This is a genomic window from Streptomyces yongxingensis (assembly GCF_055597465.1).
Map to the genome: position 1 here is coordinate 4,160,152 of NZ_CM145717.1, position 22,358 is coordinate 4,182,509.

General features: G+C 70.3%; 17 protein-coding genes and 1 pseudogene. 9 read left to right on the forward strand and 9 right to left on the reverse strand.

Annotation, left to right across the window (positions count from 1 at the left end; translation table 11 throughout):
- Positions 1 to 207 precede the first annotated feature (207 nt).
- Positions 208 to 4,068: a multifunctional oxoglutarate decarboxylase/oxoglutarate dehydrogenase thiamine pyrophosphate-binding subunit/dihydrolipoyllysine-residue succinyltransferase subunit gene (locus ACZ6TD_RS17365; RefSeq protein ID WP_471354970.1), complete on the forward strand. Its 3,861-nt coding sequence runs from the start codon at positions 208 to 210 to the stop codon at positions 4,066 to 4,068.
- 318 nt (positions 4,069 to 4,386) lie between these two features.
- On the opposite strand, the gene ACZ6TD_RS17370 is transcribed toward ACZ6TD_RS17365, so the two are convergent.
- The gene (locus ACZ6TD_RS17370; protein ID WP_471357815.1) at positions 4,387 to 4,914 is read right to left on the reverse strand and encodes a sugar O-acetyltransferase; all 528 of its coding nucleotides are present in this window, start codon (positions 4,912 to 4,914) and stop codon (positions 4,387 to 4,389) included.
- Positions 4,915 to 5,028: 114 nt separating this feature from the next.
- Between ACZ6TD_RS17370 and ACZ6TD_RS17375 the strand changes: the two genes are divergently transcribed.
- The gene (locus tag ACZ6TD_RS17375; protein WP_471354972.1) at positions 5,029 to 5,958 is read left to right on the forward strand and encodes a LysR family transcriptional regulator; all 930 of its coding nucleotides are present in this window, start codon (positions 5,029 to 5,031) and stop codon (positions 5,956 to 5,958) included.
- A 27-nt stretch (positions 5,959 to 5,985) separates the two neighbouring features.
- Here the strand turns inward: ACZ6TD_RS17375 and ACZ6TD_RS17380 are convergent.
- A pseudogene (locus ACZ6TD_RS17380) lies at positions 5,986 to 6,120 on the reverse strand (ketoreductase); the annotation flags it as partial.
- A gap of 118 nt (positions 6,121 to 6,238) precedes the next feature.
- Between ACZ6TD_RS17380 and ACZ6TD_RS17385 the strand changes: the two are divergent.
- Positions 6,239 to 6,421: a DUF6104 family protein gene (locus ACZ6TD_RS17385; RefSeq protein WP_470004700.1), complete on the forward strand. Its 183-nt coding sequence runs from the start codon at positions 6,239 to 6,241 to the stop codon at positions 6,419 to 6,421.
- Between the two features lie 121 nt (positions 6,422 to 6,542).
- Here ACZ6TD_RS17385 and ACZ6TD_RS17390 read toward each other — a convergent pair whose 3' ends face one another.
- Positions 6,543 to 7,358: an AfsR/SARP family transcriptional regulator gene (locus ACZ6TD_RS17390; protein WP_471354974.1), complete on the reverse strand. Its 816-nt coding sequence runs from the start codon at positions 7,356 to 7,358 to the stop codon at positions 6,543 to 6,545.
- 22 nt (positions 7,359 to 7,380) lie between these two features.
- Positions 7,381 to 8,064, reverse strand: coding sequence for a TetR/AcrR family transcriptional regulator (locus ACZ6TD_RS17395; RefSeq protein ID WP_471354976.1), 684 nt, complete (start codon positions 8,062 to 8,064; stop codon positions 7,381 to 7,383).
- A 147-nt stretch (positions 8,065 to 8,211) separates the two neighbouring features.
- On the opposite strand from ACZ6TD_RS17395, the gene ACZ6TD_RS17400 reads away from it, so the two are divergent.
- Positions 8,212 to 8,832: a malonic semialdehyde reductase gene (locus tag ACZ6TD_RS17400; RefSeq protein ID WP_471354978.1), complete on the forward strand. Its 621-nt coding sequence runs from the start codon at positions 8,212 to 8,214 to the stop codon at positions 8,830 to 8,832.
- Positions 8,833 to 8,915: 83 nt separating this feature from the next.
- Here the strand turns inward: ACZ6TD_RS17400 and ACZ6TD_RS17405 are convergent, their stop codons facing one another.
- The 3 genes from ACZ6TD_RS17405 to ACZ6TD_RS17415 form a co-directional block, all read right to left on the reverse strand.
- Positions 8,916 to 9,314 carry a nuclear transport factor 2 family protein gene (locus ACZ6TD_RS17405; RefSeq protein ID WP_471354980.1) on the reverse strand — a complete coding sequence of 133 codons (399 nt, stop codon included), beginning with the start codon at positions 9,312 to 9,314 and terminating at the stop codon, positions 8,916 to 8,918.
- A 35-nt stretch (positions 9,315 to 9,349) separates the two neighbouring features.
- Complete coding sequence (locus ACZ6TD_RS17410; RefSeq protein ID WP_471354982.1) at positions 9,350 to 10,273, reverse strand: NAD-dependent epimerase/dehydratase family protein; 924 nt, start codon at positions 10,271 to 10,273, stop codon at positions 9,350 to 9,352.
- A 79-nt stretch (positions 10,274 to 10,352) separates the two neighbouring features.
- Positions 10,353 to 13,199, reverse strand: coding sequence for an AMP-binding protein (locus ACZ6TD_RS17415; RefSeq protein ID WP_471354984.1), 2,847 nt, complete (start codon positions 13,197 to 13,199; stop codon positions 10,353 to 10,355).
- Between the two features lie 406 nt (positions 13,200 to 13,605).
- On the opposite strand from ACZ6TD_RS17415, the gene ACZ6TD_RS17420 reads away from it, so the two are divergent.
- From ACZ6TD_RS17420 to ACZ6TD_RS17430, 3 genes are all read left to right on the forward strand, one after another.
- Positions 13,606 to 14,463 carry a DUF4097 family beta strand repeat-containing protein gene (locus ACZ6TD_RS17420; RefSeq protein WP_471354986.1) on the forward strand — a complete coding sequence of 286 codons (858 nt, stop codon included), beginning with the start codon at positions 13,606 to 13,608 and terminating at the stop codon, positions 14,461 to 14,463.
- Complete coding sequence (locus ACZ6TD_RS17425; protein WP_471354988.1) at positions 14,463 to 15,545, forward strand: PadR family transcriptional regulator; 1,083 nt, start codon at positions 14,463 to 14,465, stop codon at positions 15,543 to 15,545. The genes ACZ6TD_RS17420 and ACZ6TD_RS17425 overlap by 1 nt, the downstream gene beginning before the upstream one ends.
- Before the next feature lie 1,012 nt (positions 15,546 to 16,557).
- Positions 16,558 to 17,301, forward strand: coding sequence for an antibiotic biosynthesis monooxygenase (locus ACZ6TD_RS17430; protein ID WP_471354990.1), 744 nt, complete (start codon positions 16,558 to 16,560; stop codon positions 17,299 to 17,301).
- Positions 17,302 to 17,424: 123 nt separating this feature from the next.
- Here ACZ6TD_RS17430 and ACZ6TD_RS17435 read toward each other — a convergent pair whose 3' ends face one another.
- The gene (locus tag ACZ6TD_RS17435; RefSeq protein WP_471354992.1) at positions 17,425 to 18,387 is read right to left on the reverse strand and encodes a zinc-binding dehydrogenase; all 963 of its coding nucleotides are present in this window, start codon (positions 18,385 to 18,387) and stop codon (positions 17,425 to 17,427) included.
- A 287-nt stretch (positions 18,388 to 18,674) separates the two neighbouring features.
- Positions 18,675 to 19,907 (reverse strand): NAD(P)-dependent malic enzyme, encoded by a 1,233-nt coding sequence (locus ACZ6TD_RS17440; protein ID WP_471354993.1) that lies wholly within the window; start codon positions 19,905 to 19,907, stop codon positions 18,675 to 18,677.
- A gap of 512 nt (positions 19,908 to 20,419) precedes the next feature.
- Between ACZ6TD_RS17440 and ACZ6TD_RS17445 the strand changes: the two genes are divergently transcribed.
- Positions 20,420 to 21,373 (forward strand): ABC transporter substrate-binding protein, encoded by a 954-nt coding sequence (locus ACZ6TD_RS17445; RefSeq protein ID WP_471354995.1) that lies wholly within the window; start codon positions 20,420 to 20,422, stop codon positions 21,371 to 21,373.
- Positions 21,374 to 21,417: 44 nt separating this feature from the next.
- Positions 21,418 to 22,356, forward strand: a complete 939-nt coding sequence (locus ACZ6TD_RS17450; RefSeq protein ID WP_471354997.1) for an amino acid ABC transporter permease — start codon at positions 21,418 to 21,420, stop codon at positions 22,354 to 22,356.
- Positions 22,357 to 22,358: the final 2 nt, after the last annotated feature.

Here is a 22,358-nt window from a genome sequence, read left to right on the forward strand (position 1 = left end):
CGGCAGGGGTGCACGTCTGCGCTGCCCCGCGCCTGAGGAAACGCACGAAACCTCGTGTGTTTCCCGGCGCGTCATGCGCTGAAACCCGCCGATCAATGTGACGTGCGCGACGTTGACCAGTGCGGCCTGCACGTAAGGGTCCAAGAGGCGTAGCCTTTATTCCCGCTGTCCACCACCTTTAGGAAGCGGAAGAGGGCGGTTGCCGCCGTGTCGCCACAGTCCCCCAACACCTCGAGCGTCTCGACCGATGAACAGGACGGGCAGGGGAGTAACCCTGCCGCTGCCTTCGGCCCCAATGAGTGGCTCGTCGACGAGATCTACCAGCAGTACCTCCAGGACCCGAACTCGGTCGACCGAGCCTGGTGGGACTTCTTCGCCGACTACAAGCCGGGTCAGGACACCGGCTCCGCGGTGGCCGCGCCACCACAGGGAGTAGCCGCGAGCGCCGCCCCGGCGGCCCCGGCCAAGCCCGCCCCGGCGGGACCGGCGGAGGCCAAGCCCGCCGCCCCGGCCGCGAAGCCCGCCGAGGCCAAGCCCGCCGCGGCGGCCCCCGCCGCTCCCGCTGCCGCGAAGCCCGCGGCGGCGCAGCCCGCGGCCCCCGCCGCGAAGGCCGCCCCAGCGGCCCCGGCCAAGCCCGCGCCGGTCAAGCCGACCCCGGCCGAGCCGACGGTCTCCAAGAAGGAGCCCGCCGCGCCCGCCGCGGGGCCCGAGCTGGTCACGCTGCGCGGCCCGTCCGCCGCCGTGGCGAAGAACATGAACGCGTCGCTGGAGCTGCCGACCGCCACCTCGGTGCGCGCCGTTCCGGTGAAGCTGCTGTTCGACAACCGCATCGTCATCAACAACCACCTCAAGCGCGCCCGCGGCGGCAAGGTGTCCTTCACGCACCTGATCGGCTACGCCATGGTGCAGGCGCTGAAGGCGATGCCCTCGATGAACTACTCGTTCACCGAGAAGGACGGCAAGCCGACCCTGGTCAAGCCCGAGCACATCAACCTCGGTCTCGCCATCGACCTGGTCAAGCCCAACGGCGACCGCCAGCTCGTCGTGGCCGCGATCAAGAAGGCCGAGACGCTCAACTTCTTCGAGTTCTGGCAGGCGTACGAGGACATCGTCCGCCGCGCCCGTGCGAACAAGCTGACGATGGAGGACTTCACCGGCGTCACGGCCTCGCTGACCAACCCCGGCGGCATCGGCACCGTCCACTCGGTGCCGCGGCTGATGCCCGGCCAGGGCCTGATCATCGGCGTCGGCGCCATGGAGTACCCGGCCGAGTTCCAGGGCACCTCCCAGGACACCCTGAACAAGCTGGGCATCTCCAAGGTCATGACGCTGACCAGCACCTATGACCACCGGGTGATCCAGGGCGCCGCCTCCGGCGAGTTCCTGCGGATCATGAGCCAGCTGCTGCTCGGCGAGAACGACTTCTTCGACGAGATCTTCAAGGCGCTGCGCATCCCGTACGAGCCGGTCCGCTGGCTCAAGGACATCGACGTCAGCCACGACGACGACGTCACCAAGGCGGCGCGGGTCTTCGACCTGATCCACTCCTACCGGGTCCGCGGCCACGTCATGGCCGACACCGACCCGCTGGAATACCGCCAGCGCAAGCACCCCGACCTGGACATCGTCGAGCACGGGCTCACCCTGTGGGACCTGGAGCGCGAGTTCGCGGTCGGCGGCTTCGCGGGCAAGTCCATGATGAAGCTGCGCGACATCCTGGGCGTGCTGCGCGACTCGTACTGCCGCACCACCGGCATCGAGTTCATGCACATCCAGGACCCCAAGCAGCGCAAGTGGATCCAGGACCGCGTCGAGCGCAGCCACGACAAGCCGGAGCGCGAGGAGCAGCTGCGCATCCTGCGCCGGCTCAACGCGGCCGAGGCGTTCGAAACCTTCCTCCAGACCAAGTACGTCGGCCAGAAGCGGTTCTCCCTGGAGGGCGGCGAGTCCGTCATCCCGCTGCTGGACGCGGTGCTGGACGCGGCCGCCGAGTCGCGCCTGGACGAGGTCGTCGTCGGCATGGCCCACCGCGGCCGGCTGAACGTGCTGGCCAACATCGTCGGCAAGTCGTACGCGCAGATCTTCCGCGAGTTCGAGGGCAACCTCGACCCGAAGTCCATGCACGGCTCCGGCGACGTCAAGTACCACCTGGGCGCCGAGGGCACCTTCACCGGTCTGGACGGCGAGCAGATCAAGGTCTCGCTCACCGCGAACCCCTCCCACCTGGAGGCCGTGGACCCGGTCCTGGAGGGCGTCGTCCGCGCCAAGCAGGACATCATCGGCAAGGCCGGCACCGACTTCACGGTGCTGCCCGTCGCCCTCCACGGCGACGCGGCCTTCGCGGGCCAGGGCGTGGTGGCCGAGACGCTGAACATGTCGCAGCTTCGCGGCTACCGCACCGGCGGCACCGTGCACATCGTGATCAACAACCAGGTCGGCTTCACCGCCGCCCCGGCCGCGTCCCGCTCCTCGATGTACGCCACGGACGTCGCCCGCATGATCGAGGCGCCGATCTTCCACGTGAACGGCGACGACCCGGAGGCCGTCGTCCGCGTCGCGCGGCTGGCCTTCGAGTTCCGCCAGGCGTTCAACAAGGACGTGGTCATCGACCTCATCTGCTACCGCCGCCGCGGCCACAACGAGACCGACAACCCCGGTTTCACCCAGCCGCTGATGTACGACCTGATCGACAAGAAGCGCTCGGTGCGCAAGCTCTACACCGAGTCGCTGATCGGGCGCGGCGACATCACGCTGGAAGAGGCCGAGCAGGCGCTGCAGGACTTCCAGGGCCAGTTGGAGAAGGTCTTCACCGAGGTCCGCGACGCGGTCTCGGCCCCGGCCCCGGCCGAGGTCCCCGAGCCGCAGGCGGAGTTCCCGGTCTCGGTCCAGACGGCGGTCTCCCAGGAGGTCGTCAAGCGGATCGCCGAGTCCCAGGTCAACATCCCCGACCGGATCACCGTCCACCCGCGGCTGCTCCCGCAGCTCCAGCGGCGCGCGGCGATGATCGAGGACGACTCGATCGACTGGGGCATGGGCGAGACCCTCGCCATCGGCTCGCTGCTGATGGAGGGCACCCCGGTCCGGCTCGCCGGCCAGGACTCCCGCCGCGGCACCTTCGGCCAGCGCCACGCGGTGCTGGTGGACCGCGAGACCGGCGACGACTACACCCCGCTGCTGTACCTCACCGATGACCAGGCGCGGTACAACGTCTACGACTCGCTGCTCAGCGAGTACGCGGCGATGGGCTTCGAGTACGGCTACTCGCTGGCCCGCCCGAACGCGCTGGTGATGTGGGAGGCGCAGTTCGGTGACTTCGTCAACGGCGCGCAGACCATCGTCGACGAGTTCATCTCCTCGGCCGAGCAGAAGTGGGGCCAGACCTCCGGCGTCACGCTGCTGCTGCCGCACGGCTACGAGGGTCAGGGGCCGGACCACTCCTCGGCCCGGATCGAGCGCTTCCTCCAGCTCTGCGCGCAGAACAACATGACGGTCGCCGCGCCGACGCTGCCGTCGAACTACTTCCACCTGCTGCGCTGGCAGGTCCACAACCCGCACCACAAGCCGCTGGTCGTCTTCACCCCGAAGTCGATGCTGCGCCTGAAGGCCGCGGCGTCGAAGACCGATGAGTTCCTGAGCGGCTCCTTCCGCCCGGTGATCGGCGACGAGACGGTCGACCCGGCCTCGGTGCGCAAGGTGGTCTTCTGCTCCGGCAAGGTCTACTACGACCTGGCCGCGGAGCGGGACAAGCGCGGTGCGAACGACACGGCGATCATCCGCCTGGAGCGGCTGTACCCGCTGCCGGGTGCCGAGCTGCAGGCCGAGATCGCCAAGTACTCGGGCGTCGAGAAGTTCGTCTGGGCGCAGGAGGAACCGGCGAACCAGGGTGCGTGGCCGTTCGTCGCGCTCAACCTGATCGACCACCTGGAGCTGTCGGTCGGCGCGGACGTCCCCGCCGCCGAGCGCCTGGTCCGGGTCTCCCGCCCGCACTCGTCCTCGCCCGCGGTGGGGTCGAACAAGCGGCACCAGTCGGAGCAGGGGGCGCTGGTGAGCGAGGTCTTCGAGATCTGATTCACGCGTCCGTCCCGGAAGGCCAGGTCCCATGGGGGCCTGGCCTTCCGGCCGTATCGACCCGCGTCCGACCGGCAGCATCGCCATGCGGCTCCGCCGCGTGGGGGGCTCCGTGGGTCCAGGGGCGGAGCCCCTGGCAACGGGAAGATCGCCTCCACAATGCGGCGGTGATCGGCCCACGGCCTGCCACGACGACCGGTACTGGAGGGCAGCAGAGGTTGGATGCGGTCCCACTGCCGGTCGGTCAGCCGGGCATGACGAGGCGTCAGGGTCGGACCGCCGAGGTGCTGCGCACCCGGGCCAGCAGCCCGGCCGGACTCAGTCGATCTTCTTGATCACTCGGGCGGGCACTCCCGCGACCACGGTGCCGGCAGGAACATCACGAGTGACCACCGCACCGGCAGCGACCACCGTACCGGCACCGATGGTCACCCCCTGCGTGATCACGGCAGCCGTCCCGATCCAGACGTCGTCCTCGATGACGATCGGGGCGAAGGAGAGGTACTCGCGGCGCTCGGCCAGGGGCAGCGGATGGCCTCCGGTGATGAGGCTGACCTTCGGGGCGATCATGACCCCGTTCCCGATACGGATGCCTCCCTTGTCCATGAAGGTGCATCCCTGGTTGACGAAGACGTTCTCACCGAACGTCGTGTTCAGCCCGTACTCGGTAAAGAACGGCGGGTAGATCACCACCGATTCCGGTAGCGGGCCACCGAACACAACAGAAAGTAGTTCCGCGCGACCTTCGCTGTCACTGAACGGGAGCACGTTCAGTCGAGACGTCGCATCGGTCACCTCCACGATCCGCTTCGCATGACGCGCGAACTCAGGCGTCCGGACATACATAACCTGCTCTGTGCGGGTAGACATGTGCTGATCCCACCACCGCGCAGAACACTCGATCAAACAACTCTGCACCGCACCAGACACAACCAATGGTTGTGAAAGTAGAGTGGAAGGGTGGATGTTGAAGCGCTGCGGACGTTCGTGGCCGTCGCTGAGACCGGCCAGTTCCAGGCTGCGGCGGACGAGCTGGGGATCAGTCAGCAGGCGGTCTCCAAGCGGATCGCGGCCCTGGAGAGGCACATCAAGGTCACGCTCCTGGTGCGGACCTCCCGAGGCTCCCGGCTGAGCCTGGACGGGCAGGTCTTCCTGCCGCACGCCAAGAAGGTCCTCGCGGCCATCGAGCAGGCCGAGCAGGCCGTGCGCCCCGGAAGCCGTCCCTTGCGCGTCGATGTCCTCAATCGGCGCATCTCCCCGGCCCAGGCCGTCTACCGGTTTTACCGCTCCCACCCCGAGGTGGACCTCGACGCGATCACGCTGAGCACGGAGAACGCCACCCAGGCCGCCCAAGCGGTGCTCGAAGGGACCGTCGACGCGTCCTTCCGTGCCCTGCCGGCAGATCAGGTCCCGGCCGGGATCAGCGCCGAACGACTCCTGGACGCACCCCTGGAGCTTCTGGTCGGTCCCGGCCACCCGCTGGCTGACGCGCCTTGGGTCAGTCCTGCTGACCTGGCCGGCCACCGCATCTGGATCCCCGGGATCAGGCCGGGCACGGAGTGGGCGGCGTTCTACCAGGCGCTGTCCGAGTCCTTCGGCCTGAGCATCGACGCGCTCGGCCCCAACTTCGGTGACGAGGTCCTGATGGACGCGCTGGCCGACTCGGCCTCGCTGGCCACCCTCGTCGGCAGCGGGGACCGGTACCTGTGGCCCCAGACCCACGACCTACGACGCATCCCGTTGCACGACCCGACCCCGGTCTACCCGCACGTGCTGCTGTTCCGCAGCGGAGATCAGCACCCCGTGCTGACCGCTCTACGCGACCATCTGCGCACCGCAGGCCGGCGAACCCCGCACGACGTGTGGGCGCCGGACTGGGTGGACCGCTGACCAGACGACCGAATGAACAGACACCCCCTAGCCGGCCAGCGCCCCGCCGTCCACGGGCAGCACGACACCGGTGGGGTAGCCCGCCTCGGGCCGGGCGAGCTGGGTGATCCAGAAGGCGACCTTCTCCGCCCGGCCGAGCCGCCCCAGCGGCACATGCTCGATCAGGGTCGTCCGTCAACGTCAACCCCGGCGGCCCTCGGGTCGCTCACCGGTCGCTCACCGGAGTGCGGGGCCGCATATCCTGGGCGGGTAGATCCACACCACCCTTCCGGAGCGACTCTTGTACTTCACCGATCGCGGTATCGAGGAGCTGGAGCAGCGGCGCGGCGATGAGCAGGTCACCTTCGAGTGGCTCGCCGAGCAGCTGCGGACGTTCGTCGACCTGAACCCGGACTTCGAGGTCCCGGTGGAGCGGCTGGCGACCTGGCTGGCCCGGCTCGACGAGGAGGACGACGACGTCTGAAGGCCACGACGTCTGAGGACCACGACGTCTGAGGGCTGCGCGCTCTGCGGGGCAGCCCTCTGCAGGGCGGCATTCTGCAAGGCAGCGCTCTGCGGGGCTGCCCAGCCCTACCGGCCGCCCCTCACGCCACCACCGGCCCCCGCCCCGGCGTCCCCGCCTCGTGGTCCAGCCGGGGGTCGGACACCAGCACCGCCTGCTGGAGCCGCTGGAGCTTCGCCGAGGGCTCAAGGCCCAGCTCCTCCGTCATCGCCATCCGCAGCCGCTGGTAGACCGTCAGGGCGCGGGTGCGCTGGCCGGAGCGGTGGAGGGCGAGCATGTACTGACCGTGCAGGCCCTCGTGGAAGCGGTGCTCCACGACCAGCGAGGCGAGGTCGCTCAGCACCTCCAGATGGCCGCCGAGCCGCAGCCGGGTCTCGATGCCGCGCTCGGTGACCGTGAGCCGGGACTGCTCCAGCCGGGCGACCTCCGCCTGCAGCGGCCGGCCGTGCGGGGTGACGTCGACCAGGGCCGGGCCCTGCCAGAGGGCCAGCGCCCGCCGGAAGGAGGTGTCCGCCGTCCGCTCGTCGCCGACCTCCAGCGCGCCTTCGCCCTCGGCGACGAGGTCGCGGTACTCATGGACGTCGAGCTCGCCCGGGCTCACCACCATGGCGTAGCCCCCGGGCCGGGTCTGCAGCACATCCCGCGTGACGGCGGCCGATGACATCCCCAGCCCCTCGGCGAGCAGCTTGCGCAGATGCAGGATGTACGTCTGGAGCGTGGTCAGCCCGGTGCGCGGCGGCTGATCGCCCCACAGCTCGGCCATCAGCGACTGCACCGGCACCATCCGGCCCGCGTTGAGCAGCAGCAGGGACAGCACCTTGCGCGGCTTCATCGCGCTGGGCACCCCGGACCGGGCGCCGAGGCCGAGTGTCAGCGGGCCGAGCACGCTCACACGCATGGGTGGCACCTCTCTTCGGGCTTCATGGGCGGTACGCACGGACGAGCAGGTCGGCGGCGCTCTCGCAGAGGGCCGTGGCCTCGTCCTCGGCGAGCGGGCGGGTGCCGTACATCGACTGGTAGAGCCCCTGTTGAATGATCAGGGCCACGAACTGGCGGGCGGCGGTTGCCGGATCGGGCACGCTCAGTTCGCCGCTGCCGGTGCGCCGGCCGAGCATCTCGGCGAGGTACTTCACCAGCTGCTGGGGCTCCCCCTCCGCGCACGCGGGCCGCAGCGAGGGATGGCGGGCGACCTCGGCGATGACCAGGCGGCGCAGCGCGGAGGCCCGTGCGTCGAGCAGTACGGCGAGCACCCGGTGGCCGAAGGCGAGCAGCGCGGTGCGGGCGTCGCCGCGGTCGTACGCCTCGGGGGCCCCGGCGTCGTCCGGCCCGAGGGCGTACGGGGAACCGGCGGCGAAACCGGCCGCCACCCGCTCCCGCTCCTCCTCGACGGCGGCGATGAACAGCCGCTCCTTGTCGCCGAAGTGGTTGTAGACGGTCTGTTTGGACACACGGGCCTCGTCCGCGATGACATCCACGCTCGCCCGGTCGTACCCCTCGCGCAGGAAGACGGCCACCGCCGCCTCCAGTATCGCCTGGCGCTTGGCGGGCTGGGGGCCCACGGGCCGTCCCGCCGCGCCGCGCCGGGGACCGCTGTCCGTCCGCAACGGCCCAACCTCCTCGTTCCCAGCCGGTCTTGCCCTCGATGGACTTGTGAGTCTAGCCTTCGTTTACCGCAGTGGACTAGCCCGTCTAGTCCAATTAATTCATCGGCGGATCACGTCCTTTCACCATCGCTTCACAAGGAGAGCTCCATGAGCGCACCGGAGAGCAGCGAGGCCCTGAGCCCTCTCACCCTGGCGCCGGAGGCGCAGCGGCAGCTGTTCCTGGAGGCCCGTACGGCCAACACCTTCACCGACGAGCCGGTGACGGACGAGCAGGTCCGCGCGATCCACGAACTGGTCAAGTACGCCCCCACCTCGATGAACCAGCAGCCGCTGCGGGTGGTGCTGGTGCGCTCGGAGGAGGCGCGCGCCCGGCTGGTGGCGCATATGACGGGGCGGAACCAGGAGAAGACGGCCAAGGCCCCGCTGGTGGCGGTGCTCGCCGCGGACCTGGACTTCCACGAGGAGCTGCCGCGGCTGGTGCCGTTCATGGAGAACCCGCAGGCGTTCTTCGCCGACCCCGAGGCCCGGGAGGGGTCGGCGCGGTTCAACACCGCACTCCAGGTGGGCTACTTCATCCTGGGCGTGCGCGCTGCGGGGCTCGCCGCCGGGCCCATGATCGGCTTCGACCACGCGGCCGTCTCCAAGGAGTTCTTCGAGGACGGGCGGCACGCGGCGGTCTGTGTGGTCAACATCGGCAAGCCGGGCCCGGACGCCTGGATGGGGCGGCTGCCACGCCTGGAGTACGAAGAGGTCTTCCGTACGGTCTGAGACCCGCTCCGGAAGCCGGAAGAACGGCCGTCCGCTCCCGTGCCTTCCCGGCGCGGGAGCGGACGGCCGCTGTTCGATTCCGGTCAGCTCTCGATCAGTTCGTGGAACGCCACGGTGTCGAAGATGTCCTCCATCCTCGTCGCCCTGCCGTCCCGCATCGTCCACGAGTGGACGAAGTCCAGCGTCACGGTCCTCCCGCTCAGCGAGGTCACCTCGCGGGTGCCGAACACCACGACCCGGTCGCCCTGTTCGATGAACTCCTTGGGCGCGAGCTTCATCCCGCCCAGCACGGTCGGCACATGGGCGAGGAACTCCTTGATCCCCGCATGGCCCAGTTTGGTGCCGCCGAGTCCGTACTTGGCCATCCCCTCCGGATGCACCCACTCCACATCGGGGTGCATGCCCGAGAGGATCCCCGCGATGTCGCGGTCGCGGAAACCCGCGTAGGAGGCGCGGATGGCCTCGATGTTCGGTGATGCCATGGTGGTCGCCACTCCTCGGGCTGCGGTGTGTCGGCTCAAGACGGAAGGTGCTCGGGGTGGAGCGCCTGCAGGGTGCGCCGTACGCCCTCGCGCCACGGCACCCGGCAGGGGCCGGTGATCTCCCGCCGCCTCGTGGGGTCGAAGCGGTACGTCTCCCGGGTGACCTCGCTCGGGACGAGCCGGGCGGTGACGCCGGTGAGCTCCTCCAGATGGCGCACGCAGTCGGTCATCCCGACCGCCTCGTCCCCGCCCCAGTTGACCAGCGTGGCGGGGGTCGACGCCGCCTGCCACAGATGGGGGACGTGGGCGATGAGGTCGTCGGTGTGGAGGAGCGAGCACCAGTTCTGGCCCTCCATGGGCACCGGTATCGGCTCGCCCGCGAGCATCCGCTTGAAGTAGAGCATCGGCACCCCGCCGTAGCCGCCGGGGCCATAGGCGATGTTGAGCCGGGCGATGGTCGTCGGCAGGTTCAGCACCTGGGCGAACGCCCGTACCGCGCCCTCCGCGGCGATCTTGCCCACGGGGTAGGCGGGCAGCCAGTCGGCCACTCCGTCCACGGGGTCGTCCTCGGTGTACGCGTGGTCGAGGGTCTGCCGCTTGTAGAGCGCCCCGGTGGAGACGAAGAGGAACGCCTCCGCTGTCCGGCAGTGGGACATCAGCCGCCCGGTGGCCACCGAGTTGACCTCGATGGCCGCGTTGACGTCGCCGTCCTCACCGCGGCGCACCGCCGAGTGGAAGACATGGGTGAAGTCGTCCGGCAGCCCCTCGTACGCCGCCTCGCGCGGATCGTTCATGTCCCAGTGGAACGTGGTGATCCCCTGGTCGTTCAGCTCCTTCTCGACACCGGGGGTGCCGAACCGGCCCAGGCACCACACCTCGTTGCGCTCGGCCAGCGCCTCCGCCACCGGCCGGGCGACCTGCCCGGTGCCGCCGGTGACCAGGATCTTCTTGCCTTCCACCCTGCTCTTCTCCTTGTGCCTGGCCCTGTCGGGGCCTGTACTCGGCCCTCTCGGGTCCTCGTGCCTGGGCCGTACGAGCCTATGACTGGCCCGCGGTCCGGGCCCGGTCGGCGTCGTCCAGCGCACGGTCGAGCTCCCTGCGCAGAACCGCCTGGAAGGCCGCGACATGCCGCGGGCCCATCAGTGTGTAGTGCTCACCGGGTACGTCCACATACCGGTTGGGCTCGGTGGTGTAGTCGTCCCACCGGCGCAGCTCGTTCGCCAGCCAGTCCTCCTTGGTGCCGCGCAGCGGGATCGCGTAGAAGACCGTCATGGACCGGGTGGTGCCACTGGGGTGGTAGTCGCGGCCCAGGGTGGTCAGGCCATGGGCCAGCTCCGCCCAGGCGGTGAACTTGTCCAGGTCCAGGTCGAGTTCGTCCAGCCGGGTCGGCGGGGCGATCCGCAGCAGATGCGCGAGCTGCTCCTGCTGGGACAGCGGGCGCAGTTCGGCGGGGAGGTCGAGCGACTGCTTCTTGTTGATCAGGTCGAGGAAGAAGGCCAGGTTGGTCGCGGTCTCGATGAAGTCGAGCTCGTCCATCCGGTACTTGATGTGCGGCGGAAGGTTGAAGCTGCCGACGAAGTCGACCCGCTCGCCCTGCGCCTCGAGCGCCTTGGCGATCTCGAAGGCCACGGCGCCGCCGTAGGAGTATCCGGCCACGGCGTAGGGGCCGTGCGGCTGGCGGGCGCGGATGGCCTCCACATAGCACTCCACCATCTCCTCGAAGCTGGTGAAGGGCTTCTCGCCCTCGTTGAAGCCCCGGGCGCGCAGCGCGTAGAACGGCCGGTCGCCGACGAAGTACTTGGCGAGGTTGACGAAGACCAGGACCTCGCCGACGCCGGGGTGGACACAGAACAGCGGGGTCTTCCCGCCGCCGGTCTGGAGCGGTACGACCGGGTCGTACACCGCGGAGCCGGGCGCGCCGCCGCCGTCGAGCCGGGCGGCGAGCTTCCGTACCGACGGCGCCGTGAGCACCGTGATGACCGGCAGGTCCGCGACCCCCAGGCGGCGGTGGACCCGGCGCCGCAGCCGCAGGATGTCCAGCGAGGTGCCGCCGAGGTCGAAGAAACTGGCGGTGGCGCTGATCCGGTCCGCGGTGGTGTCGAACATCTCGGCGTAGATCTCGGCGAGGATCCGCTCGGTCTCGCCCTCGGGCGGGGTGTGGCCGCCGAGCCGGCGGGTGGTCAGCTCCGCGACCCGCTCGATGACGTCGTCGTACCCGCCGGACTCCAGGCGCTGGCGCATCCGGCGGCGCAGCGTCTTGCCGAGGCTGGTCTTGGGGAAGGCGTCCTTGGGCAGCGGCAGGATGAGGGAGGGCCGGAAGCCCCAGTGGATCACGACGGTGGAGCGCACCGCGGTGATCATGCGGTGCAGCCCGGCCTCGTCGTGGTCCGCCGGCTCGGGGCTGACGGCGATGACCAACTGCTCGGTGTCGCTGCCAGGGCGGCGGGTCGGGAACGCCGCGACATAGCCCCCGGCGACATCGTCGAGCTGCTCCAGGGCGGCCTCTATCTCATGGCTGAAGTAGTTGACGCCATTGACGATGACGCTGTCCTTGCTGCGCCCGACGAGGGTCAGCCGTCCCTCGTCGATCCGGCCCAGGTCGCCGCTGCGGAACCAGCCGTCGGGGGTGAAGGCTTCCTTGGTGGCCTCGTCGTTGTTGTAGTAGCCGGGGGTGATCATCGGGCCGCTGAGCTGGAGCTCGCCGATCTCGCCCGCGGGCAGCGCCTGGTGCTCGTCGTCGGCGACCCGGATCCGCAGCCCCTCGACGGGGGTGCCGAGGTTGGCGAACTCCTGGCCCGCGTCGGTGGCCGGGAAGGCGCGGTTGTAGATGCTGCCCGCGCAGGTCTCCGTCATGCCGAAGGCGGGCCAGAGCGCGGCCTCCCGCAGACCGTACGGTGCGTAATGCGCCAGGAATGCCTCGCCGGTCGCGACGACATTCGCCTCACCGCCGCTGACGATATGGCGCAGCGCGCTGAGATCGAGCCCTTCACCGCCCGCCGATATCTCCTCCGCTATCTCATGGGCGGAGGAATTGAGCGGGCCGAGGAGGAAATTCGGAGTAAAGGTCATCGTGACCTTGTGGCGGGATATGATCCGGAGAAACCGCAGCGGCTCCTCGAGAATGACCGCGGCTTCCGCGTGCAATTGTTCGGCACCCACGTACAGCGGCAGCATATGCGCTTCCAGAAGCGCGGCCACATGGTCGTAGGAAATCCAGTTGAAGGTGGTATCGGCCGCGGTGAGCCGCTGCTTTCCCGCCTTTCCGGCCATCGACGCCAGGATATTTCCATGGGTCAGCATGACCGCTTTGGAATTCCCGGTGGAGCCGGAGGTGAGCACCAGCAGGGCGAGGTCGTCCGGGGCCGCGGAGTGCACGGCGGGCGGCTGCCGGCGCTCGGCGCCGGAGGCGTCCTCGGCCTCCCGCAGCTCCTCCACGACGGCCACCGCGAGCCCGGGCACCTCGGGCAGCTCGGCCCGCGTCGCCTCGGTGGTCACCAGCAGCGGGCCGTCCAACAGCTCGTTGACGTGGGTGAGTTGGGCTGCCCAGCGGGCCGGGTCACCGGAGATCGGCACCATCGGGCAGGGTACGAAGCCGCCCAGCAGACAGGCCCAGAAGACCGTCAGGAACTCCGGCTGGCGGTCCAGCAGCAGGGCCACCTTGTCCTGCGGCCGCAATCCCCGGTCGCGGAGTGCGGAGAGGAGCCCGAGCGCCGATTCCAGAAGTTCCGGATAGGACTGCCGCACGGATTCACTCGCGGTGGGCCCGACCAGATAGCGCACCCCCGAATGGGCGTGGTCGCGCGCCGCCCGCAACAACAGCCGGGCAACCGAGTTCGGCTCCGCGCCTTCCTGTGGCACCGAGGTATTCAAGGGTTGTGACGTCATTCCCCCACGGCCCCTCTTCCTTCCCGATTCTGAGGCCACGAAGGTAACAGTCCCGAACATACGTCTCCATGACGCTCTACCAGGACTCTAGCGAAGCTCTAACGGAAATTCTCAGGCCGGAGGAGTTTCTTCAAAAAGTGCGATTCAGCCCACAGAGAAACGATGGCTGCGCCATGCATCTTCCACCACCTCGTGCGATTGTGCACGGGTGCGCGGGACGTCGGAGGCGGCCCGCCGCCACCTCCGCCCCCGGGCCGCACCGGGCGGACCGGGCGGACCGGGCGGACCGGGCGGACCGGGCGGACCGGGCTTGACTCCGCGCAGCCGCGATATATCGTGTTGTGGAGAAGACACGATATGTTGCGTCCAGATGGCGCGTCGTCCGTCCAGCCAGGGGAGGCCAGGGATGTCAGCCCGATCACAGTGGTCGATCAACGCGCCACAGAAGCTCACCCTCGACGACCCGGTGTCCACGCTCGACGTCCAGATCGCGGGCGGCACGGTCAATGTGGTCGGCGCCGCCCCCGGCCCCGCCCGCCTCGAGGTCTCGGAGATCGACGGCCCGCCGCTGAAGGTCACCCACATCGACGGCACCCTGAGCGTCGGCTATGACGACCTCCCCCGGAAGGGCTTCCGCAAGTGGCTCGGGCATTACACCCGCACCGCCCATGTCACCCTCACCGTGCCCGTCGGCACCAGCGCCACCGTCGGCGTGGTCGGGGGCTCCGCCGTGGTCTCCGGGCTGTCCGGCCGTGCCGAGCTGCGCGGTGTCTCCGGCGACTTCACCCTGCTCGGGCTGACCGGTCCGGTCCAGGCCGACACCGTATCCGGCCGGGTCGAGGCCCAGGCCGTCACCGGCGATCTGCGGTTCCACTCCGTCTCCGGCGACCTCACCGTCATCGAGGGCTCCGGACCCTCGGTACGGGCCGAGTCGGTCAGTGGCGACATGGTGCTCGACCTGGCCCCCGCCCCCAAGGGCTCCGACATCTGCCTCACCACCGTCTCCGGTGAGATCGCCATCCGGCTGCCGCACCCCACCGACGCCGAAGTGGAGGCCAACACGGCCAGCGGCTCGGTCTCCAACAGCTTCGACGATCTGCGGGTCACCGGCCAGTGGGGCGCCAAGAGGATCACCGGCCGGCTGGGCACGGGCCATGGCAGCCTCAAGGCCACCACCGTCTCGGGCGCCATCGCGCTGCTGCGCCGTCCGCCGTCCGAGGACGACACGGACACCACCGACGGCACCCAGGGAAAGGTCCTCTGATGCCCCCCGTATTCGCCCACGGCCGACTGCGTCTGTATCTGCTCAAGCTGCTCGACGAGGCGCCGCGCCACGGCTATGAGGTCATCCGCCTGCTCGAGGAGCGGTTCCAGGGGCTGTACGCGCCCTCGGCCGGCACCGTCTATCCGCGGCTGGCCAAGCTGGAGGCCGAGGGGCTGGTCACCCACACCACCGAGGGCGGCCGCAAGGTGTACTCCATCACCGACGCCGGGCGCGCCGAACTGGCCGACCGCAGCGGCGAGCTGGCCGACCTGGAGCTGGAGATCCGCGAGTCGGTCGCCGAACTCGCCGCCGAGATCCGGGAGGACGTCCGCGGCTCGGCGAGCGATCTGCGGCGGGAGATGCGCGAGGCGGCCCAGCAGGCCCGCGCCTCCGGCGCCGCCCAGGACAAACAGGCCCCGTGGGAGGGGGCGTGGGGCGACAAGGAGACCTGGCGGCAGGCGAAGGAGGAGATGCGGCGCGCGAAGGAGGAGTGGAAGGAGCAGGCGCGCCGGGCCAAGGAGGAGAGCCGGCGGGCCCGGCAGGACGCCCAGCGCGCCCGTAAGCAGGCCAGGGACGCGCAGGACTTCGCGCGCGAGGAGGTCCAGCGGATCGCCCGGCGGGTCCAGGAGCAGACGCAGGAGCACATCCGGGCGGGCGACTGGCAGCGGGCGGTGCGCGAGGGGCTGGCCGAGGTGTCACGCGGTATGAGCCGGATCTCCCGGCAGGGCGCCTCTCGCTCGGACTGGGGCTGGGGCTGGGACGACGAGCCGTCCGGGCCGGACGTCACGGTCGAGCGGGTGGACATGACCAAGCCGGAGGGCGGGCCCGAGGAGGAGAAGCCGACCCCCGGGGACGGTGGCAGCGGCGCGGCCGGGGTGCGGGAGCCCGAGTGGGCCAGGGACTTCACCCCCTCCGGCGCCCCCGCCCGCGATCTGGAGCGGCTGCTCGACCGGTTCCGCGACGACGTCCGCGACGCGGCCCGCGACCACGGGGTGACGGACGCCCAACTGGCCGAGGCCCGCCATCACCTGGGGGCGGCCGCGGCGCGGATCACGGCGCTGCTGCGGGGGGAGCGGGCGTAGGTGTGCTGTCCGGGAGTGGGGTGACGCCTGCGGCGGGCTGCTCCCCTCCCCGCCCCTTCCCGTTACCAGGGGCTTCGCCCCTGGACCCCGGGTGCCAGGGGCGAAGCCCTGCCACGCGGCGAAGCCGCATATCGGCGCCGCAGGAAGGGGCGGAGCCCCGGTCGGGGTCTGGGGCGCAGCCCCGACCCGGGCTCTGGGGCGCAGCCCCGGCCCGGCGTCTGAGGCGAAACCCCGACCCGGGCTCTGGGGCGCAGGCCCGGTCCGGGCTCTGGGGCGGAGCCCCGGCCCGGGCTCTGAGGCGCAGCCCCCGGCCCGGCGTCTGGGGCACAGCCCCGGCCCGGCGTCTGGGGCGCAGCCCCGGCCCGGCGTCTGAGGCGAAACCCCAGCCCGGCGTCTGGGGCACAGCCCCGGCCCGGCGTCTGGGGCGCAGCCCCGGTGCGGCGTCTGGGGCACAGCCCCGGCCCGGCGTCTGAGGCGAAACCCCAGCCCGGCGTCTGGGGCACAGCCCCGGCCCGGCGTCTGGGGCACAGCCCCGGCCCGGCGTCTGAGGCGAAACCCCAGCCCGGCGTCTGGGGCACAGCCCCGGCCCGGCGTCTGGGGCACAGCCCCGGCCCGGCGTCTGGGGCACAGCCCCGGCCCGGCGTCTGAGGCGAAACCCCAGCCCGAGCTCTGAGGCGCAGCCCCGGTGCGGGGTCTGGGGCGGAGCCCCGGTGCGGGGTCTGGGGCGGAGCCCCGGTTTCGGGAAGGGGCGGGGAGGGGAAAGCCCCGCCGGAGATCCCGTAAGCGCTCCGCTGGAAGTGACCTGACCTGCCGTCGGTCGTCTGCGGCGCCATCGTGACTGGTCGCGCAGTTCCCCGCACCCCTTCATTCCTCGCCCGCTTGACCTGAACCGCGGTTGAAGTTTCAGGATCGGGGTCGGAGGGGCGCACCACGGGGGAGCGTCCCTCCGGCCCCGATCCCCTTTCCCCGGCTTGCCCGGCTTTCCGACGTCCCCAACCGCGAGGAGACCGCCATGTCCGCCCCGACCAGCTCCGGACCGCTGCCCGATCTCACCCGGCCCGATGTGGGCGCCGCGCTGTTCAGCACCTGGAGCGTGGGCACACCGGAACGGCAGCGGGCCACGGTCGAGGCCATCGCCGCCGCCTGGGACAGCCGCCCCTGGCCGGCGCCCGAGCTGCTCTCCTACAACCTCTACGCGGGCACGGACGGCGATACGCTGCTGCACCACTCCCAGTGGGCCGACGAGGCCGCGTACCACGCCTTCTTCCGGACCCAGCGCCGGCAGCGCAACGACGCGATCGACAGCGCGGTCCCCGATATCAAGCGGCTCGGCCTCGCCTACTACCGCCACTACCGCGGCTTCCAGGCACCGGCCGCCGCTCAGGACGCCGCGGCGGACCCCGGGCTGTTCGTCGTGGTCGAGATCGACTTCAGCGACCCCGATCCCCAGGTCCGCCGGTCCTGGGTGGACCTGGTCATCGAGGCCCTGGAGAGCGAGCCCGACCCGGGCCTGCTCTCCGCCGACTTCCATCTGATCGCCGACGGCGAGCACCACCTGTCCACCGACCGCGCCCGCGTGCTCAACTACGCCCGCTGGACCGACGTGGAGTCGTACGAGGCGGCCCTGGCGGCCGGAGGACCGCGCGACGGCGGCTCGTCCGCCTGGGACCGGGTGCGCGACTTCCCCGCTCTGGTGGGTTCCTCGTCCCGCTCCTATCGCTTCCGGCGGAGCTTCGTACGGCCGTCGGCGTCGTAACGGAATTCCGGGAATTCACCGGAGCGCGGGGGTCAGCGGGCCGCCGCGTATTACTCCGCGAATCCCCGGCCCGCACAACGGCCGGGGACCCGCACAACGGCCGGCGATATGCCGACGCGATATTCAGACCGTCAGCACGACCTTGCCGAAGAGATCGCCGCCCGCCATCTTCTCGAACCCCTCGCGGGCCCGGTCCAGCGGCAGCACCGAATCGATCACCGGCCGCACCCCGCGCGCGGCGCAGAAGCTCAGCAGGTCCTCCAGCTCGTCCTTCCCGCCCATCGTGGAGCCGACGACCTTCAGCTCCAGGAAGAAGATCCGGTTGAGCTCGGCGGCCTTCGGGTTGGGGCCGCTGGTGGCGCCCGAAATCACCAGGGTGCCGCCGGGCTTGAGGGACTTCACCGAATGCGACCAGGTGGCGGCGCCCACCGTCTCGATCACCGCGTCCACCCGGCGCGGCAGCCGCTCCCCCGGCTCGTACGCGCCCTCGGCGCCCAGCTCGACGGCGCGGGCCCGCTTGGCCTCGTCGCGGCTGGTGGCCAGCACCCGCAGCCCGGCGGCCGCGCCCAGCACGATCGCGGCGGTGGCCACACCGCCGCCGGCGCCCTGGACCAGGACGCTGTCGCCGGGGCGCACCCCCGCGTTGGTGAACAGCATGCGGTACGCGGTCAGCCAGGCCGTGGGCAGGCAGGCGGCCTCCTCGAAGGAGAGCTCCTTGGGCTTGGGCAGCACATTCCAGCTCGGGACGGTCACCTTCTCGGCGAAGGTGCCCTGGTAACGCTCGGTGAGGATGGAGCGGGGCTCCTTCGGGCCGACGCCGTGTCCGCTCTGTCCGATGACGGAGTGGACGACGACCTCGTTGCCGTCCTCGTCGATCCCGGCCGCGTCACAGCCGAGGATCATCGGAAGCGACTCCTCGCCGAGGCCCACACCGCGCAGCGACCACAGGTCGTGGTGGTTGAGCGAGGCGGCCCTGACGTTCACGGTGGTCCAGCCGGGCCGGGCCGCCGGCTCGGGGCGCTCCCCCAGTTCGAGGCCGCTCAGCGGCTGGTCACGGTCGATACGTGCGGCATAGGCAGCGAACATGATCCCGACCTTAGGCCGCGGGGCGACCCCACGGAACCGCACCTCGGTGTGACCCCGCTCGCCCGCCGGACAGCGCGCGGGCCGGGCCGCCCCTCCGGCTGAGGGACGGCCCGGCCCGTAAAGACACCTGACCCGTAAAGACACCTGGCCCGTATCGGCACTTGACCCGTAAAGACACCTGACCCGTATCGGCACCTGGCCCGTATCGGCACCTGGCCCGTGACGTATCGCCGGGCCCGCACACGTCACCCGGGCGCACAAGCGCCACCCGGGCCCCTGGCGGGGCGTCAGCGGCGGGCGACGCCCTCCGCGCGGGCGGCCGCGGCGACGGCCGCGGTCACGGCGGGGGCGACCCGCTCGTCGAACGGCGAGGGGATGACCTTGTCCGCGCTGAGCTCGTCGGCGACCACGGCGGCCAGCGCCTCGGCGGCCGCGAGCTTCATGCCCTCGGTGATCCGGGAGGCCCGGACCTGGAGGGCGCCCGCGAAGATGCCGGGGAAGGCGAGGACGTTGTTGATCTGGTTCGGGAAGTCGCTGCGCCCGGTGGCGACCACGGACGCGTACCGGTGGGCGACGTCCGGGTGGATCTCCGGGTTGGGGTTGGCCATGGCGAAGATGAAGGCGCCCGGCGCCATCTTGGCCACCGCGTCCTCCGGCACCGTGCCGCCGCTGACGCCGATGAAGACGTCGGCGCCGTCCAGCGCGGCCTCCAGGGATCCGGTGAGCCCGGCCTTGTTGGTGAAGCCGGCCAGCTCGCGCTTGACGTCGGTGAGGTCCTCGCGGTCCGGCGAGACGACGCCCTTGCGGTCGCACACCGCCACATCGCCGATGCCCGCCTCGGTGAGGATCCGGGCGATGGCCACACCGGCGGCGCCCGCGCCGGAGATGACGGCGCGCAGCTGACCCAGCGCACGGTCCGTCAGCTTGGCGGCGTTGCGCAGCGCGGCGAGGGTGACCACCGCCGTGCCGTGCTGGTCGTCGTGGAAGATCGGGATGTCCACCCGCTCCTGGAGCTTGCGCTCGATCTCGAAGCAGCGGGGCGCGGAGATGTCCTCCAGATTGACGCCGCCGAACGAGGGCGCGAACCGGGCGACGGTCTCCACGATCTCGTCCACGTCCCGGCAGTCGAGCGCGATCGGCACCGCGTCCACGCCGCCGAACTGCTTGAAGAGGATCGCCTTGCCCTCCATCACCGGAAGGGACGCCTCCGGGCCGATGTCACCGAGCCCCAGCACCGCGCTGCCGTCCGTCACCACGGCGACGACCTGGGACTTCCAGGTGTAGTCGTGGACGAGCTCGGGCTGCTCGGCGATCGCGCTGCACACCTTGGCCACGCCCGGTGTGTACGCGAGGGACAGATCGTCCCGGTCGCGCACGGGCACGGTCGCCTGGACGGCCATCTTGCCGCCGCGGTGCAGGGCGAACGCCGGATCGAAGGGCTCCCCGTCGGTCACGCCTTCGACTCCTTCGCCGCTGCCGCTTGTGCTGTCGCTGCGAGGATTGACCATCTCCGCTGCCACTGTTTTGACCCCTTTGTCGTTTTTCTGTCGAGGGTATCCGCCCCAGGTTCGGAGCGGGCGGGCACCGCGTCGTCCCATTCAGCGGATGACCACCGCATGGGTGTGGGTACGAACGCCGGGCGCGTCGCACACGCGCCCTGAGCCCCGGGTGAGGGGTGTAGCCGTCTGTTCTACCTGAAGCGCGCGTCGAGGGACGAACGAGTTCTGGTGCCATGACGCCGGAAAACCAGGCATTACGCCCGAAGGCGGGCGAAGCTCTAGGGAAAGTCCATGCCGCTGTCACGCGCTGTTCCCCGCATGATCATGAGCCCGCCCCGCGTCACCGGCCGCCGCTGTCCGGCCGGCACCGCTGTCCGGTTGTGCACCACGGGGATCGCCCGTTATCCGATTTTGACATGGCCGGCGGCCCGTACGGGCCCGTCCGATGGCAAGATGCCCCAATCACACGAGATCGCGACACCCACAAACGTGTTCCCGAGATCTCGCCCCCTCACCCTGCCGGAGGAACCAGCATGACCGCCAGCTTCACGCCCCGTGGGGCCACCCTGAAGTCCCGGATGGCCCCCGTCGGCGCGATAGCGGTGGTGGGCGCCCTGCTGCTGACGGGCTGCGGCGATCAGACCGACAAGGCCACGGGCGGGTCCAACAGCAACTCCGCCCCGCTGTTCAACCAGCTCCCCAAGGAGATCCAGAGCGCCAAGGTGATCAAGGTGGGCTCGGACATCAACTACCCGCCGGTCGAGTTCAAGAAGAACGGCGAGGTCATGGGCATCGACCCGGACATCGCCGACGCCCTCGGCAAGCAGCTCGGGGTGAAGTTCGAGTTCAACAACGGCACCTTCGACACCCTGCTCTCGGGTCTGCGCTCCAAGCGCTACGACATCGCCATGTCGGCCATGACCGACAACAAGGGCCGCCAGGAGGGCGTCGACCCCGACACCGGCAAGAAGGCGGGCGAGGGCGTCGACTTCGTCGACTACTTCACCGCGGGCGTCTCGATCTACACCAAGAAGGGCGACACCAAGGGCATCAAGACCTGGGACGACCTGTGCGGCAAGAAGATCGTCGTGCAGCGCGGCACCGTCTCCCACGACCTGGCGAAGTCCCAGTCGAAGACCTGCCTGAAGAACAAGAAGGGCAAGATCTCGATCGAGGCGTTCGGCAATGACACCGAGGCCCAGACCCGGCTGCGCGGCGGTGGCGCCGTCGCCGGCTCCAGCGACTTCCCGGTCGCCGCGTACGCGGTGAAGACCTCCGGCGGCGGCAAGGACTTCGAGCTCGTCGGCGATCAGGTGGAGGCGGCCCCGTACGGGATCGCCGTCGCCAAGAAGAACACCCAGCTGCGCGATGCCATCAAGCAGGCCCTCGCCCTGATCATCGCGAACGGCGAATACGACAAGATCATCGCGAAGTGGGGCGTCAAGGACGGCGCGGTCACCAAGGCCATCATCAACGGCGGCAAGTGATCCGGCCCTCCCCCCGTCCGCGCTCGCGCTGAAAGGCACCATCCGTGACACTCAAGACCGAAAAGGCGGATCCGGTCGACGCCCCACCGCCGGCGCCGGAGAGCATCAAGGCCATCCCGGTGCGGCACTACGGCCGCTGGGTCTCCGCGATCATCGCCATCGCCCTGATCGTCCTGCTGATCTCCGCCTTCGCCCGCGGTGACGTCAACTGGGGCGCCATCCCGGACTACTTCTTCGACGGCGAGGTCCTCAGGGGCGTCCGGAACACCGTCTGGATCACCATCCTCTCGATGGTGGTCGGCGTGGTCCTCGGCATCATCCTCGCGGTGATGCGGCTGTCGAAGAACCCGGTGACCGCCTCCATCGCCTGGGGCTACATCTGGTTCTTCCGCGGCACCCCGGTCTATGTGCAGCTACTGGTCTGGTTCAACCTCGGCCTGGTGTTCGACTACATCAACATCATGCCGATCTACAAGGACGAGTGGTCGGACTTCATGACCCCGTTCCTGGCCGCCCTGCTGGGCCTCGGGCTGAACGAGGCCGCGTACATGGCCGAGATCTGCCGGGCGGGCATCCAGTCGGTCGACGAGGGCCAGTCCGAGGCCGCCCAGGCGCTCGGCATGAGCCACGCCAAGACGCTGCGCCGGGTGGTGCTGCCGCAGGCGATGCGGGTGATCGTGCCGCCGACCGGCAATGAGTTCATCAACATGCTCAAGACCACCTCGCTGGTGATCGCGGTGCAGTACTGGGACCTGCTCCAGGCCACCTCCGAGGTCGGCCAGAACTCCGGTGCCACGGCGGAGATGCTCTTCCTCGCGGCCGCCTGGTACCTGATCCTCACCTCCGTGCTCAGCGTCGGCCAGTACTACCTGGAGCGGTACTACGCGCGCGGCTCGAGCCGTAGCCTGCCGGCCACCCCGCTGCAGCGGGTCCGGGCCAATCTGCTCTCCTTCAGCAACCGCTCCGGAGGTGTCGGCGCATGACC

Coding starts and splice junctions, on each gene's coding strand:
- ACZ6TD_RS17405 (WP_471354980.1), bottom strand. CDS start 9,314: ATGGCATCACCGAACATCGAGGCCATCCGCGCCTCCTACGCGGGTTTC.
- ACZ6TD_RS17400 (WP_471354978.1), top strand. CDS start 8,212: ATGAGCGCACCGGAGAGCAGCGAGGCCCTGAGCCCTCTCACCCTGGCG.
- ACZ6TD_RS17420 (WP_471354986.1), top strand. CDS start 13,606: ATGTCAGCCCGATCACAGTGGTCGATCAACGCGCCACAGAAGCTCACC.
- ACZ6TD_RS17430 (WP_471354990.1), top strand. CDS start 16,558: ATGTCCGCCCCGACCAGCTCCGGACCGCTGCCCGATCTCACCCGGCCC.
- ACZ6TD_RS17445 (WP_471354995.1), top strand. CDS start 20,420: ATGACCGCCAGCTTCACGCCCCGTGGGGCCACCCTGAAGTCCCGGATG.
- ACZ6TD_RS17435 (WP_471354992.1), bottom strand. CDS start 18,387: ATGTTCGCTGCCTATGCCGCACGTATCGACCGTGACCAGCCGCTGAGC.
- ACZ6TD_RS17425 (WP_471354988.1), top strand. CDS start 14,463: ATGCCCCCCGTATTCGCCCACGGCCGACTGCGTCTGTATCTGCTCAAG.
- ACZ6TD_RS17415 (WP_471354984.1), bottom strand. CDS start 13,199: ATGACGTCACAACCCTTGAATACCTCGGTGCCACAGGAAGGCGCGGAG.
- ACZ6TD_RS17390 (WP_471354974.1), bottom strand. CDS start 7,358: ATGCGTGTGAGCGTGCTCGGCCCGCTGACACTCGGCCTCGGCGCCCGG.
- ACZ6TD_RS17370 (WP_471357815.1), bottom strand. CDS start 4,914: ATGTATGTCCGGACGCCTGAGTTCGCGCGTCATGCGAAGCGGATCGTG.